The organism is Synechococcus sp. CS-1329, from assembly GCF_025128055.1.
Classification (GTDB): Bacteria; Cyanobacteriota; Cyanobacteriia; order PCC-6307; family Cyanobiaceae; genus Regnicoccus_A.
The window spans coordinates 18,343-32,866 of record NZ_JAHLYS010000030.1 but is presented as its reverse complement, the minus strand read 5'-3'; the positions used below and the strand labels follow the sequence as shown (position 1 = coordinate 32,866).

Below are 14,524 nucleotides of genomic sequence, written 5' to 3'. Positions count from 1 at the left end.
TGCACCTGATTCTTGATTCAGTTCTGAGGTTCAGGTCACCTTCAGGTTCAACACCACAGCCCTGAACCCCCGTGAGCAGCTCCTCGAATCACTGAACCAGAGATCCGGTTCGGCCACTGCTGCCGAGGATCACGGAGTCTCCCTGGTGGTTCAACCAACCCGAGCGGAAGCCCTCTTCTGCAGCGATCGTGCGCACCTGCCTGTAATAGCGAATGCCCTCCGGTGTGATCGCTGCGGTGACGTGACGAAGGCCAGAGTCGTGCTGGCGCAGCCATGAACGCAATTCAGCCTCACCCATCACGCGGCCGGGGATCGGTTGCAGCTCCAGACTTGATCCCAGATCTCTGGATACAAAATAACGATCGACAGTCTCGAGATCATCGGTGGAGAAGGGCCGGATTCCATCCCCTGTGATCAACAGATAGAGCGGTCGTGTGGACGCGTTCTGCACCTGGGGCAAGGAGAGCCGGACCGCTGGAACGTCCGGCTCCGGCTCTGCAGGCGTGCTGCGCGGCGGCGATGGCGCCTGGGGTTGGGGCCGGCTCTGCTGCCCAGGGGTCGCCAGGGCAAGCACCACAGCGGTGATCATCAGAACGCCCAGGACGTTCATGAACACGTCGATCAGGCTGTCGAAGCTCAGCTCCGCTCCACCAGAGCGCCGCCTTGCCTGACGTTTCACTCCCATGGCAGCACGGCGTCTTCCCCGATGGGCTCATAACCCAGCTGCGACCCATTGGCTCGGAACGCCTCCACCAGCGCGTCGAGGGAAGGGAAACAGGATCCCGCCACAGCCAGGTAGATGTTGGCAGCCGCCAACTCGCGGGCCACCCCGGCGGCGCTGTCAGAGCCAAGGCTCCAGACCCCGATCCTCTGACCTGTGCTCGGGTCGAATTGCTCCAACAGCCCCCCTCTGCAGAGCAGAAAAGCCGTGGATGCCGTGACATCCCGCCCATCCACCGTGCTGATCTCCACCCGCGGTACGGCAGGCCTGGCCTGCGCTGGCGCGGACTCCACAGGACTGGCAGGAGCCGGCGAATCAACTGGAACCTGGCTGGTTCCCTGCACACCGATGGAGAGGGCCAGCACGGAGATGACCAGCAGCACGATCACCATCACCGCACTGAGGATGTCGAGGAAGCCGATCAGATCAACCCCGTTCCTAGAGCTTCGCCGCGGTCGTCTCATCCTGTGCCAGTCGAGGGAATAGGTCGTCATTGATGGTCGCCTCGAGGTCCCCGGCCAGCCGGTACTCCGATCGCTCGGCCACGCTCATCAGCACCATGCAGGCCACCGCCCAGATGATCCCCAGCAGGGTTGTATCGAAGGCCGTGGACAGCCCCCCTGTGACCTGAGTCAGACCGGCCTTGACCTTCGAGAGGTCGGTGACATCGGCCAGCAAGCCGGAGAAACCACCGATCGAGACGGAGATGCCCAGCACCGTGCCGAGAAAACCCAGCATCGGCAGCACCCAGATCATGGTGCGGGTGACCAGGAAACTGTCCTCGATCTCGGCCTGGGTCAGGGCCGTGTCGTCCTGGTGCAATTCACGGGCAATCGCCCTGGAACCTGAATCGCTGAAACACATCAGCAACCGGGCCAGGCGGTTGCCGATCAGCGTGTCTCGACCACCCATCAGGCCCAGCAGGATCTGGATGTCCTCATCGCTGGGGCGGAGGTTCGCCATGCCGTAGGGGATCCAGTCACGACCCACCAGGCGGCGCTCACGGCCGCTGCGCAGCAGCCGCAGCAGGCAGTAATGGGCCACCGTGATGGCAATGGCCAGGGTGAACGGCTGGGTCAGGCCGCGGCCCAGGAAGAAGGCCCCCAGAGGGCTGGATCGCAGCGGGAAAAGAATGATCGCGATCACCACCGTGGCTGTGGCTCCGATCAGGATCGAAGTGAAGCTATTGGATCGGATCCAACGGCGCGGGGGGAGCTGCAGCAGCTCCCTGGCGGCAGAGGGTGACGCTCGATTCGTGGGCATGGTTCAGTCGTAGCGAGTGGACTCACCCACGTAGAAGGTGTAGGGGTGCTGAGGGTCGGCGCTGAGCTGGTCGGCGAAGGCCGTCGCCGCCGAGCGATCGCGAAAGCTGGCCACCTGCGTGTTTCCATCTCTGTTTCGAAAGGCATCCGCGCGGCAGTGACGGCGGACCGCCTCCAGGGAGGTCAGAGGGCCCACCACCGGCCACCAGAGATCACCGGGCTGGGGGCTCGCCCCGCTGCCGGCCGCCACCGGCTCGCAGCCGCTCCATCGGGGGATCTCGGGCTCGCCAGAAGCCCTGGTGGGGGAGGGGGAAGGCTCTGGCACAGGGGGATCGGGAGCCCCTTCAGGCAAGGCTGGTGTTGGCAGAGCCTCAGGGGCGAGCGAGCGCCTCGGGGATTCGGAGCCAGAGCGGCCGGCCGCCTGGTCGCGCTGGGAGAGTTGGCGCTTGACGCGATCCAGCTCCGCCTTCTGTTCGCGGCTGGCCTGCTGCTGACGGATCACTTCCTGCCGGTAACGACCGATCTGGATGGTCAGCGCCAGACCGGCCGCCATGCCGAGCACGCCGGCCCCGATCAACAGGGGCATGATCCGCCCAGCGGGAGCGCTGGGTGAATGATCCGCGGCCACGGCCGCGGGGGTTGGCAGGTCGCGCCGATCAGCACGGGAGAGCGCCAGAACACGATCCATCCGCTGCGCCGAAGCCTCGAGCACAGCGGCGGGGCTGCCGAGGTCCGCCGACAGCTTTCTCCAGTGCCCCTGGCGTTGCCGTGGAGGCGCCGACAGCAGGTCCAGCAGCCCCAGCTGAATCCAGGGTCCAAACGCATCGACCGCCACGTGATCCTCATCGCTGCGGCTGGATCGCGTCAGCAGCACGATCAGATCCTGGGCTGGCATGGAGCGAATGGCCGACCATCCATAGGTCTCCTTGAGGCTGCGCAGCAGACGGCCGAATCGCTCCGCCATGAGCTCGTTCGCCGCTGCTGCCTCAGAGTTCCCGCGAGCCATCACGAATCATGCGGATTCATTACCGATCTCCCAGCAGTATCGGCGACATCGGGGCTGCTCTGAGCCGCTCTCCTGCGAAGGACCCGACAACACAAACCGAGATGGGCGCCTCTCAGCTTTATCCAAAAGGAAGGGGGCCTTCCAGCCCCCCGTGAGTCATTTGGGTGATAAGGCTGACTTACCCCATCTCCCTAAGGAGTCAGGCGGCCACAGGGGCGGGCTGACGGGAGAAAGCAACGATGTTGTTCGCTGTTACGGATTTGCTCTTACCGAGCAGGCTTCAGTCACCCTCCTCTTACCCCGTCGAAACCATTGCAGCCCCCCGATGAAGCCGCCGAGGCGGGGAATGGAGCTGAGCGGAATCGAACCGCTGTCCGAAGCACTGGTGTGAGTCACCTAGTCCGCCCAAGGACGGACCTGTTGATCATGGCACCTCAGGCCGGGAACGGCCGTGGCCCGGCAGGGTGGGCATGACCGAACACCATCCCCCCCTCGCCGGACCCATGCCCGCTCCGTTCACTTGCATCGCCGTGCTGCCGCCGGGACTTGAGCAGCTGGGTGCCGCCGAACTGGCCGAGCTCGGAGCTGAGGCGGTGCAGCCCCTGCGGCGTGCGGTGGCGTTTCGCTGCGATCTCGCCTGCTTCTACCGGCTGCACCTGCGGGCCCTGCTGCCCTTCCGCATCCTGCGGCAGCTGGGGCGTTTCCCCTGCGACAGCCCCCAGGATCTCTATGCCGGTGTCCAGGCGGCCGCCGACTGGAACCACTGGCTCCCTCCCCAGCGCAGTTTCCGGGTGGAGGTGAGCGGCACCGCCCCCGGGCTGACCCACAGCCACTTCACTGCCCTGCAGGTGAAGAACGCCCTGGTGGATCTGCAGCGGCAGCACTGGGGGGAGCGCTCCTCGATCGACCTCGAAGCCCCCGACCTCTGCCTCCACCTGCACCTCGGCCGCGCCAGTGGTGGCGCCCGCGGCCAGCGCGCCGGCAATGAGGCCGTGCTCAGCCTGGATGGCTCAAGCGGCAGCCTGCACCGGCGCGGCTGGCGGGCGGCCATGGGTCTGGCGCCGCTGAAGGAGAACCTGGCGGCCGGCCTGATCCGTGCCACCGGCTGGGATGGGCACGTGCCCCTGGCCGACCCCCTCTGCGGTTCCGGCACCCTGTTGATCGAGGCGGCCTGCGCTGCGCTGGGGCGCACCCCTGCTCGGACCCTCGCCCTGCAGCGCTGGGCCGATTTCAATGCCGAGCTGTGGGAGCGGGAATCGGCGGCAGCCGCCGGCCTGGCCCGCCAGGAGCTGGCGGACGGCAGCCCCGTGGCGCCGATCGTTGGCATGGAGCGGGATCCGGGGGTGCTGGAGCAGGCCCGGGCGAACGCGGAGGCGGCTGGGGTGGCTCCGTGGCTGGAGTTGCAGGGCGGCGACTGCCGCGACTTCGTGCCGCCCGAGACGCCGGGAGTGATCGTCTGCAATCCGCCCTATGGCGAGCGCCTCGGCGCCGGCGAAGACCTGGAGCCGCTCTATGCCGATCTCGGCGCCATGGTCAAGCAGCGCTGCTCCGGCTGGACCCTCTGGCTGCTGAGCGGCAACCCGGAACTGACCGGCGCCCTGCGGATGAAGGCCAGTCGGCGCCTTCCGGTGAGCAATGGCGGCATCGATTGCCGCTGGTTGAAGTACGAGATCCACTGACCCAGGATTGATCCAGGAGTGCAGATCACCCTCGCAAACGGGAATAGGATTGCGTTGGACAGTTTTTAACCCATGGACCCCATCTTTGCTGAACTGAGGGATCTTGTTCTCGAGGCCGAGAGCGATCCGGCGCAGGATGCGGCGGAGGCCGCCATCACCCTGCTCAAGGATTGGCTCAATTCCCACAGCGAAGATCTGCTCAGCAAGAAAGGCGCCGGCGAATACAACGGCACGATGATGCAGTGGTTCCATTGGTACACCCCGGCCGATGGGGGCCACTGGAGCCGATTGCTGGCCGAAGCGCCAGCCCTCGCCAAGCTGGGCATCACCGGCCTGTGGCTGCCACCAGCCAGCAAGGGGATCGCTGGCGCCAACGACGTGGGCTACGGCACCTACGACCTCTACGACCTCGGTGAATTCGACCAGAAAGGCACTGTGGCCACCAAATATGGAACCAAGGATGACTTGATGGCGGCGATCAAGAGCTGCCACGACCATGGCATTGAGATCTATGCCGACGCCGTGCTGAATCACAAGATGGCAGCTGATTTCGAAGAAGACTTCGAGGCCATTCCCTGCAGCCCCTCCGATCGCTACCAGACCATGGGGGAGGCCAGGGGGATCCGCTCCTGGACGGGATTCAACTTCCCGGCCCGCAACAAGCGCCACTCCAGCATGGACTGGCACTGGTGGCACTTCGATGCAGTGGATGACAACAGCCTGGATCCAGGCACCCAGGCGATCTGGCGGATCAAGGGCAAGGACTTTGATGGCAATGTCGATCTGGAGAGCGGCAACTACGACTATCTGATGGGCTGCGATCTGGACATCAATCACCCCGAGGTGCGCGAGGAGCTCAAGCGCTGGGGCGAGTGGATGCTGGATCATGTGGGTGTCGACGGCTTTCGCCTGGATGCGATCAAGCACATCAGCAGTGATTTCTTCGGCGAATGGGTGGAGCATCTGGAGACCTACGCCAAGCGTGATCTCTTTGTGGTGGGCGAATACTGGACCTACGACCTGGCCACCTTGAGCTGGTACGCCGCCAACACCAACGGCAAGCTCAGCCTGTTCGATGCCCCACTGCACAACAACTTCCACCGGGCCAGCCGCGGCGGCGAAGCCTTTGACATGCGCACCATCCTTGACGGCACCTTGATGAAGGAGATGCCACTGCTGGCGGTCACGATTGTGGAGAACCACGACACCCAACCGCTGCAGGCCCTGGAATCGGTGGTGGAGAGTTGGTTCAAGCCCCTGGCCTACGCGATGATCTTATTGCGCCGGGAAGGTTATCCCTGCATCTTCCATCCCGACTACTACGGAGCCCACTACATCGACAAGGGCCGCGACGGCAACACCTATGAGATCCGGCTCGACAGTCACCGCGCCATCCTCGACAAGCTGCTGCTGGCCCGCAACCTGTTCGCCTACGGCGACCAGTACGACTATTTCGATCATGTTCACACGATCGGCTGGACCCGCCTCGGCAGCCAGGAGCATCCCCGGGCCATGGCCGTGTTGCTCAGCGCCGGCCCGGCGGGGAGCAAGTGGATGGAGGTGGGCCAACCCCACACCCTCTTCCGCGATCTCACCGGCCACGTGGTTGAGCTGATCAGCAGCAACGGCGAGGGCTGGGCAGAGTTTCGCTGTCAGGGCGGCTCGGTCTCGGTCTGGGTGGAGGCTGAGGCCCTGCCGCAGGGTTAATTCAGGGCCAGGCCCTGGGCCTCGTCCCCGTTGTCCGGCTCCGGGGCGGCCTGGAGCAGCTCCTGGGCGTGGCGGGCCAGCAGCGAGAGGATCAGCTCGAAGAGGAATTGCTCGCTGCGCTCCAGATCGGCGTCGGCATTGCTGTAGTGCTGGCTGAGCTGAGCCACCATCGTTTCGCTGGGGGGCAGGCTCAGCACCAGGGAGAGCAGCAGCAGCAGGCAGCCGCCGAGGTAGGAGCCCTCATCCCCAGCCTCCTGCAGCTGGTTGGCCCGCTCGCAGACATCGGCGTAGCCGATCTGCTGCAGGTGGTGGAAGCCGCAGGCGCAGCCGGTCTGCAGGCGCAATTCGGCGCGGATCTCGGCTGAGAGCCGCGCCAGGCTGGTGGCACTGGGCACCGACTCGCGGCGCAGGCTGCTCCAGATCCGTCTGGGCACCGGTTCCGGCGGCAGCTCCTCGGGCAGTGCCGCGGCCAGGTCGTGGCAATCGATCAGCATCTGACACCAGAGTTCCGTGAGCAACACGTCCTGGCGCCGTTGCTCCGCTGATTCATGCTGCGGCAAATCCAGCACGTCCTGCTGCTGCTCCAGCTCTCCAGACGCGTGGCTGGAGCTGGGGAACGGCTTCGGGCTCATCGGCCCAGCAGAGCGCGGGTGGTCTTGCTCAGTCCGGCCGTGGTCTGGGGCAGATAGGGGCCACTGATCAGGTGACCGCCGATGCGCAGCAGCACACCTGAGAGCACCAGATCACCCATCAGCAGCAGCAGCACCGCCTGCAGCCACGCCCAGCCGAAGCTCTGGTGCAGCCACAGCACCAGGGCCACGTGGCCGGCCACCGAGGCCAGCAGCATCAGCGTGCCGCCGGCCGCCAGCAGCACGCCCCCGCTGATCAGGCGCCGCTTCTCCTGGTCCACCTCCTGCAGGGCGATGCGCACATGCAGGTCCATCACCGAGGTCACCAGAGCCGTGACCCGACCCGCCGCCACCCGACCCGCACCGGCGCCGCTGGAGCGCCGCCCCCGGCGCTCATCGTCGGCTGAACTCATGAGGAGCGCCGGCCCGGAGCCAGCAGCAACCCGGCGATCAGACCCACCGCCGCCGCCACGCCCACCGCCAGCAGGGGGCGATCACGCACGGGCTTCTCGATGCGGGGCCGCAGGCTGGTGTTGAGGTCATCGAGCAGATGCTCCAGCTGCTCCTCCAGCGGGCCGATGCGATCCACCAGGTCGCGGGTGCGGTCGCCCGCCACATGGACCAGCTCGAGCAGTTGCTCCTGCACGCTACTGGCGGTACGGCCGGTCTGCTTGGCAATCACCGACACCACCTCATCAAGACTGCCGCGGGTGGCCTCGAGGGTTTCGCGGGCCACCTGGGGCCACTCCCGCTGGATGGTGGGCAGCAGGGCGTCGAAGCGCTCGCGGAAGCGATCACGACTGACGGTGGGAATTTCGGTTTCCATGACATTCCACGGGGACTGTGGCTCCCACGATAGGTAGGGGCTTGAGATCGTCAGCAGGTCCGCTAGGTTCTGAGTGCTCAGCACCGCACGCGGGCCTGTTGGTTTACATCAATCAGGTCGAACTCGCTCAGTTCAAGTCGTTCGGTGGAGCGATGGCGATCCGACTGGAGCCATCTTTCACCGTCATCACCGGCCCGAACGGCTCGGGCAAGAGCAACATCCTTGATGCGGTGCTGTTCTGTCTGGGCCTGGCCAGCAGCCGTGGCATGCGCGCCGAGCGGCTGCCCGATCTGATCAACAGCGCCACGGTGCGCCAGGGCAAAGCCGCCGAAACGGTGGTGAGTGTGCGCTTCGATCTCAGCGATTGGCAGCCCGATCCGGCCGAAGCCGGCCTCGAGCCCCCGGCGGAGGGGCCCTGGATCCAGACAGGACAGAAGGAATGGACGGTGAGCAGGCGGCTGCGGCTGGCTCCCGGCGGCACCTACAGCAGCACCTACAGCGCCGATGGAGTGCCCTGCAACCTGCAGCAACTGCAGAGCCAGCTGCGGCGCCTGCGGGTGGACCCGGAAGGCAGCAACGTGGTCATGCAGGGGGATGTGACCCGGATCGTCTCGATGGGCGCCCGTGACCGCCGCGGTCTGATCGATGAACTGGCCGGAGTTGCCCTGTTCGATTCCCGCATCGACCAGACCCGGGCCAAGCTCGATGAGGTGCAGGAGCGCCAGGAACGCTGCCGGATCGTGGAGCAGGAACTGCTGGGGGCCCGCCAGCGGCTGGAGCGCGACTGCGCAAAGGCCCGCACTTACCAGGACCTGCGTCAGCGTCAGCAGCTGGGCCGCCTGCAGGAGCAGGTGCTCGCCCACGAGCAGGCCGGCAGCCAGCTGGGGGCCCTGCGCCGGCGCCAGCAGGCGCTGGAGGCCCAGGAACAGAGCGACCGCACGACCCTCGCCGCCGCCGAAACAGCTCTGGAGCAGGCCAGCGCCGCTCTGGCCCTGCTGCAGGCGGAGGTCAAGGCCCTTGGAGAAGACAGCCTGCTGGTGGTGCAGGCGGAACTGGCCGGGCTCGAGACCAGCGCCCGCGAGCTCAAGCGCCAGGCGGAGCGACAACAGCAGCAGGCGGAGGCCCTGCAGGGCCAGCGCCAGCAGTTGCAGGGTCAGCACGCCGAACTGCAGCGCCAGCGCCAGGAGCTCAGCGCCGATGAGCGGCACGCCGGCGCCCTGGCGGCGGCGGAGCAGACCTGCCTCAGCGCCGAGGGGGCGGTGGAACTCTCCCGCCGGCGGCTGGGGGAGGTGGCGGGCCGCTCGGGCACCTGGCTGGAGGAGCAGAAGCGCCGCAGCCAGCGGCGTCAGGAGCTGCAGCAGGCGGTGGCACCGCTGCTCGCGGAACAGCAGCAGCTCAGCGAGAGGCTGCGCCAGGCCGAGGAGCGCCTGGTGGAGCTGGAGGCGGAGCTGGCCAGTGGCGGCAGCGCCGACCAGGAACAGCAGGGGCGGCTCCAGGAGCTGCTGGCCGAAGGCGAGGCCGTGCAGACCCGGGTGGAGCAGCAACAGCGCCAGGCCCAGCAGCTGGCCGAAGCCCTGGCCCTGCAGCAACGCACCCGCAGCCGCCTGGAGCAGGAGCAGACCCAGCTGGAGCGAGAGATCGCCCGGATCGAAAGCCGCCGCGACACCCTCCAGGAGAGCCGCGGCACCGGTGCCCTGCGCCTGCTGCTGGAATCGGGCCTGGGCGGGCTGCACGGCCCCGTGGCTCAGCTCGCTGAAGTGGAGGAGCGCTTCCGGGTGGCCCTGGAAGTGGCCGCCGGCGGCCGCCTGGCCCAGGTGGTGGTCGACGACGACCGCATCGCCTCCCAGGCGATCGAGCTGCTCAAGAGCCGCCGTGCCGGCCGCCTCACCTTCCTGCCGCTCAACAAGATCCGCGGTGGTGGCCATGGTGGTGGCAGCAGCGCCGCCCTGGAGAGGGGTGGCGGGGCAGGCCGCCCAGGCCCAGGCGGGCTGGTGGGCCGTGCCGTCGAGCTGCTGCGCTTCGAGCCCGTCTACACCGAGGTGTTCCGCCATGTCTTCGGCGACACCCTGGTGTTCGAAGACCTGGCCAGCGCCCGCCGTGAGCTGGGCCGTTGCCGGGCCGTCACCCTGGAGGGGGAACTGCTGGAGCGCAGTGGCGCCATGACCGGCGGCAGCCTGCAGCAGCGCTCCGGCCAGCTCAGTTTCGGGCGGGCCGGGGAGCAGGACGAGGCGGAGCCCCAGCGCCGCCGGCTGCTCGAGCTGGGGGAGAGCCTGGTGGTCTGCCGTCGCCGCGAAGCCGACCTGGGCCGCCAGCTGGAGCAGCTGCGCCCGGCGCTGCAGGAGAGCCAGCAACGCCGGGCTGGCCTGACGGCGGAGCGGGCGGCGGCAGAGCGGGCCCTGGGGCCCCAGCTGCAACGGCTGGAGCAGCTCCAGCAACGGCTCAGCCACACCCAGGCCGGCCTGGAGAGTGGCCGCCAGCGCAGCCAGCAGCTGGAGCGCGAGCTGGGACCCCTGCTGCAGGAGGTGGCCGCTCTGGAGCTGGCCGAGGCCGAGGCCCAGGCGTCGGGTGACAGCGCCCGCTGGCAGGGCCTGCAGCAGGATCTGGAGGTGGCTGATCAGCGGCTGGCCGCGGCCCGTCAGCAGCGGGACAGCCTGCTGCTGGCCCAGCGGGAACGCAGCTTGAGCCTCACCCGTCTGGGCGATCAGCTCGAAGCGCTCGCCCTGGAGGAGACGCGGCTGCAGCAGGCCGTGCTCAGCCTGACCGAAGAGCACCGCCAGCGGCGGGAGCAGGAACGCCTGGGCCAGGAGCGGCGCCATGAACTGGAAGGGCAGCAGCAGCAGTTGCAGGAACGCTTCGGTGAGCGCCGCCGCAGCCGCGATGCCGCCGAAGCCCAGGTGGCCCAGCAACGGCAGGCCCTGCAGCAACGCCGGTGGGAGCTGCAGCGGCTGGGAGAAGAGCGCCTGGCGCTCGGCGAGCAGGAGCGGGCCCTGGCCCTGCGGCTGGAGGCGATGGAGCGGGCCCTGCCCGACCCCCTGCCGGAGATCCCCGAGGAACTGCGCGCAGCGGGGCTGGAGACCCTGCAGCAGGAGTTGCAGCGGCTGCAACAGCGCATGGAGGCCCTGGAGCCGGTGAACATGCTGGCCCTGGAGGAGCTGGAGCAGCTGGAGCAGCGCCTGGCCGAACTGGCCGGCCGGCTGGAGGTGCTCTCCAGCGAGCGGGAGGAGCTGCTGCTGCGCATCGAAACCGTGGCCACCCTGCGCCAGGAGGCGTTCCTGGAGGCCTTCCACGCCGTGGATGGCCACTTCCGCACGATCTTCGCCGGGCTCTCCGAAGGCGAGGGGCACCTGCAGCTGGAGAACGAGGCTCAGCCTCTCGAAGGTGGGCTCACCCTGGTGGCCCACCCCAAGGGCAAGACCGTGCGCCGGCTGGCTTCGATGTCGGGTGGAGAGAAATCACTGACGGCCCTGAGCTTCCTGTTCGCCCTGCAGCGCTTCCGTCCCTCCCCCTTCTATGCCCTCGATGAGGTCGACAGCTTCCTCGATGGGGTGAATGTGGAGCGGCTGGCCGCCCTGATCGCCAGCCAGGCCCACCAGGCCCAGTTCCTGGTGGTCAGCCACCGCCGGCCGATGATCGCCGCCGCCACCCGCACGGTGGGGGTGACCCAGGCCCGCGGTGCCCACACCCAGGTGGTCGGGATGCCCACCGCCGCCTGAACCGGTGCGGTGGGTCACAATGATCCAACCGTCCACCTCGCCGACACCCGCCCGGGATCTGGCCTTTGACCTCTTCCTTCCCTCCCTCCGCCGACCCTTCCGGCGCCGCCCCGAGCGACAGGCTCTGGCTGCGCTCCGAGCTGATGGGAACCCAGGTGATCACCCGCGACACCGGCCGCCGGCTGGGGGTGGTGGGCGAAGTGGTGGTCGACATCGACCGCCGCGAAGTGGTGGCGCTCGGCCTGCGCGACAACCCCCTCACCCGCTTCCTGCCGGGCCTGCCCCGCTGGATGCCGCTCGACCGGATCCGCCAGGTGGGCGATGTGGTGCTGGTGGATTCCGCCGATTCCCTGGCGGAGGGGTTCAACCCCGAGCGCTACAGCAAGGTGATCAATTGCCAGGTGATCAGCGAATCGGGCGAGCAGCTGGGCCGGGTGCTGGGCTTCAGCTTCGACATCGAAACCGGTGAGCTCACCACCCTGGTGCTGGGGGCCCTCGGGGTGCCCCTGCTGGGCGAAGGGGTGCTGAGCACCTGGGAACTGAGCGTCGAGGAGATCATCAGCAGCGGTCCCGATCGGATCATCGTCTACGAGGGCGCTGAGGAAAAACTCAAGCAGCTGGGCAGCGGCCTGCTCGAGAAACTGGGCATCGGCGGCCCCAGCTGGGAGCAGGAGGAGCGCGATCGCTTCCGCCAGACCATGGTGCCGGTGGAGAACCAGCTGGCTTCCGGCCAGCCCAGCGTCCAGGAGCAGCGCCGGATCCAGCCCGCCTCCAGCCGGGCCGTGCAGGTGGAGGAGCAGGAGGAACTGGAGTACGTGGAGCTGGAGCGTCGGCGGCAGGAACCCCTGCGCCAGCGCCGCTACCTCGACGAGGACGAGTTCGACGACGAGCCTCGCCGCCGCAACCCCCTGCCGCAGCAACCCCGCCAGGCGCCGCTGCGCTCCAGTGGCGACCAGGGCCAGCCCCTTGATGTGGAGCCCGAGCCCTACCGGGAGCGGCAGCAGCCCGAACCGGAGGTGCTGGATGAACCACCGGCGCGGCCCCGCACGAATGAGGAACGCTTCTCCGATCCCTGGTGAACCGCGGGATCGACCGGCCTGGCCTCACTCCGCCGGCTTGAAATCCAGCGAGGCCGAGTTGACGCAGTAGCGGAGGCCCGTGGGACCGGGACCGTCGTGGAAGAGGTGGCCCAGGTGCGCCTCGCAGTTGGCGCAGCGGATCTCCGTGCGCACCATGCCATGGCTGCGGTCCTCAATGGTGGTGATCGCGGCCGGATCCAGTCCGTCCCAGAAGCTGGGCCAGCCGGTGCCGGAATCGAACTTGGCGCTGGAGCCGAACAGGGGCGACCCGCAGCAGATGCAGTCGTAGCGGCCCTCCTGCTTGGTGTTCCAGTAGGTGCCGGTGAAGGCCCGCTCGGTGCCGCCCCCACGGGCCACCTGGTATTGCTCGGGCGTCAGCCGCTCGCGCCAGTCGGCATCAGAAGAGGGGACTGGCGTGGCGCCGGCCGTGTCGGAGCTGGCCATGGGGCAAGAAAGGGACTGCTGCGATCAATTTAGGCAGCGGGCAGAAGCTCCTGCACCATCGCCGCCAGGGCCGCCACGGCCCCGGGCTGACCCCGCAGGCTGCGCAGGTCGTCGCGCTGGCCCCGCAGCCGCTCGGGATGGGCCAGCCACTCGTTGGCCTCGGCGGCGATCTCCGCCGGCGTGATCGCCCCCACCCGCTCAGGCACCACGGCGCGGCCCGCCGAGATGTTCGGCCAGGCCAGGAACCCCCGCTGGCGCATGCGCCAGGCCGTCAGCGCCAGCCCCAGCAACCAACGCAGCAGCGGCAGCCGCGCCAGCAGACCGAGCCAGCCATCCCAGGCCTGCATCACCTGCAGATGCTGGGTGGGCACCAGCACGATCATCGGCACGCCGAGGGCCCCGAGCTCAGCCGTGTTCGCCCCCACGGTGGTGAGGGCCAGGGCGCACTGGCTGAGCGGGCCGTGGGCCGGATGCTGCTCGAACAGGAGGATGGGGGTGCCAGCGCCGCTGATCAGCCAGCGCTGGCCGCTGCCCGGCTCCGGCTCCAGCAGCCGGGGCGGCTGAGCGCTGTAGTGGTGCTGAATCGGGTTGCCAGGGCCTCCGTAGGCCAGCAGGTCGGCCACGCTGGTGGTGGGCGCCACTGGCAGCAGGAAGCGGCAACCGGGCCGCAGGTGGGCGAGACGATCGGCGGTGTCGAGCAGGAAGGGAACGCCCACCTGCAATTTGGCCCGTTTCGAGCCGGGCAGCAGAGCCACCCATTCCCCCTCGGGCAGAGGAGCCTCAGCCCGCGCCTCCTCGGAGAGATCGGCCATCAGATCGCCCACCACGGTGCAGCGCTGACGCCAGCGGGACGGCAAGCGGGTGGCGGCCTGGGGCCCCATGGCGGCGATGCGGTCGTTCCAGCGCGGCCAGCGGGCCACCCACTCGGCATAGGTGAGGTGGCGGTAACCGAGGCGCGCCGAGAGCAGCACGGTCCAGAACTGATCTCCCCCCAGGAACACCACCACCCCCTGGGCCGGCCAGGGTCCATGGCGCCGGGGCCGCAGCAGCAGATCCCAGAAGCGGCGGGCGGGCACGATGCGCGAGAAGAGACCGAGGTCGCGGGCCACCCGGGCTTCGCTGCCGGTGGCGTTGGGGCAGGGCACCAGCACCAGCTCCAGGGAGCAGGCCGCCCCCGGCACAACGGGCTGAAGTTCCAGCTGCCGATGCAGACGCTGGGCCAAGGGCCGCACCCAGGTGGTGAGCTCGCCGGGACCGTTGCACACCAGCACGATCGCTGTGGTGGGCGTGCGGCTCAGCGGCGGCTCTCTCAAATTGTGGGGAAGAGAAATGCGGATGGCGAGACTTGAACTCGCAAGGCCGAAGCCACACGCCCCTCAAACGTGCGTGTCTACCAATTCCACCACATCCGCGTGGCCGTCAGGAGTCTGGACTCCCTTCGGCTCGTCAATATACCCA

Annotated in this window: 13 protein-coding genes and 1 tRNA gene; 4 read left to right on the top strand and 10 right to left on the bottom strand. The window is 68.1% G+C overall.

Annotated features, from left to right (window positions below; genetic code table 11):
* Positions 1-88 precede the first annotated feature (88 nt).
* The 4 genes from KQ304_RS06030 to KQ304_RS06015 form a co-directional block, all read right to left on the bottom strand.
* Positions 89-685 (bottom strand): hypothetical protein, encoded by a 597-nt coding sequence (locus tag KQ304_RS06030; protein WP_259736208.1) that lies wholly within the window; start codon positions 683-685, stop codon positions 89-91.
* On the bottom strand, positions 676-1,185 hold the full coding sequence (locus tag KQ304_RS06025; protein WP_259736207.1) for a hypothetical protein: 510 nt from the start codon (positions 1,183-1,185) through the stop codon (positions 676-678). Before KQ304_RS06025 ends, KQ304_RS06030 begins: the two co-directional genes overlap by 10 nt.
* Entirely contained in the window at positions 1,160-1,870 is a 711-nt protein-coding gene (locus KQ304_RS06020; protein WP_259736206.1) for a MotA/TolQ/ExbB proton channel family protein, read from the bottom strand. The genes KQ304_RS06025 and KQ304_RS06020 overlap by 26 nt, the downstream gene beginning before the upstream one ends.
* A gap of 117 nt (positions 1,871-1,987) precedes the next feature.
* Positions 1,988-2,947 carry a hypothetical protein gene (locus KQ304_RS06015; protein WP_259736205.1) on the bottom strand — a complete coding sequence of 320 codons (960 nt, stop codon included), beginning with the start codon at positions 2,945-2,947 and terminating at the stop codon, positions 1,988-1,990.
* 545 nt (positions 2,948-3,492) lie between these two features.
* On the opposite strand from KQ304_RS06015, the gene KQ304_RS06005 reads away from it, so the two are divergent.
* Entirely contained in the window at positions 3,493-4,668 is a 1,176-nt protein-coding gene (locus KQ304_RS06005; protein WP_259736204.1) for a class I SAM-dependent RNA methyltransferase, read from the top strand.
* 72 nt (positions 4,669-4,740) lie between these two features.
* On the top strand, positions 4,741-6,375 hold the full coding sequence (locus KQ304_RS06000) for an alpha-amylase (RefSeq protein ID WP_259736203.1): 1,635 nt from the start codon (positions 4,741-4,743) through the stop codon (positions 6,373-6,375).
* Here KQ304_RS06000 and KQ304_RS05995 read toward each other — a convergent pair.
* The 3 genes from KQ304_RS05995 to KQ304_RS05985 are packed head-to-tail and all read right to left on the bottom strand — an operon-like array spanning position 6,372 to position 7,830.
* Entirely contained in the window at positions 6,372-7,007 is a 636-nt protein-coding gene (locus KQ304_RS05995; protein WP_259736202.1) for a hypothetical protein, read from the bottom strand. The two genes, KQ304_RS06000 and KQ304_RS05995, sit on opposite strands and share 4 nt — an antisense overlap.
* Entirely contained in the window at positions 7,004-7,417 is a 414-nt protein-coding gene (locus KQ304_RS05990) for a phage holin family protein (RefSeq protein ID WP_259736201.1), read from the bottom strand. The genes KQ304_RS05995 and KQ304_RS05990 overlap by 4 nt, the downstream gene beginning before the upstream one ends.
* Positions 7,414-7,830, bottom strand: coding sequence for a YqjD family protein (locus tag KQ304_RS05985; RefSeq protein WP_259736200.1), 417 nt, complete (start codon positions 7,828-7,830; stop codon positions 7,414-7,416). Before KQ304_RS05985 ends, KQ304_RS05990 begins: the two co-directional genes overlap by 4 nt.
* Before the next feature lie 98 nt (positions 7,831-7,928).
* Between KQ304_RS05985 and smc the strand changes: the two genes are divergently transcribed.
* Together smc and KQ304_RS05975 are read left to right on the top strand one after the other, a co-directional pair.
* Complete coding sequence (smc, locus tag KQ304_RS05980) at positions 7,929-11,543, top strand: chromosome segregation protein SMC (protein ID WP_259736199.1); 3,615 nt, start codon at positions 7,929-7,931, stop codon at positions 11,541-11,543.
* A gap of 65 nt (positions 11,544-11,608) precedes the next feature.
* Complete coding sequence (locus KQ304_RS05975; RefSeq protein ID WP_259736198.1) at positions 11,609-12,622, top strand: PRC-barrel domain-containing protein; 1,014 nt, start codon at positions 11,609-11,611, stop codon at positions 12,620-12,622.
* A gap of 24 nt (positions 12,623-12,646) precedes the next feature.
* On the opposite strand, the gene msrB is transcribed toward KQ304_RS05975, so the two are convergent.
* From msrB to KQ304_RS05960, 3 genes are all read right to left on the bottom strand, one after another.
* On the bottom strand, positions 12,647-13,066 hold the full coding sequence (gene msrB / locus KQ304_RS05970) for a peptide-methionine (R)-S-oxide reductase MsrB (RefSeq protein WP_259736197.1): 420 nt from the start codon (positions 13,064-13,066) through the stop codon (positions 12,647-12,649).
* A gap of 29 nt (positions 13,067-13,095) precedes the next feature.
* Positions 13,096-14,379: a glycosyl transferase gene (locus KQ304_RS05965; RefSeq protein ID WP_259736196.1), complete on the bottom strand. Its 1,284-nt coding sequence runs from the start codon at positions 14,377-14,379 to the stop codon at positions 13,096-13,098.
* 17 nt (positions 14,380-14,396) lie between these two features.
* A tRNA-Leu gene (locus KQ304_RS05960) sits at positions 14,397-14,478 on the bottom strand.
* Between the last annotated feature and the right edge of the window lie 46 nt (positions 14,479-14,524).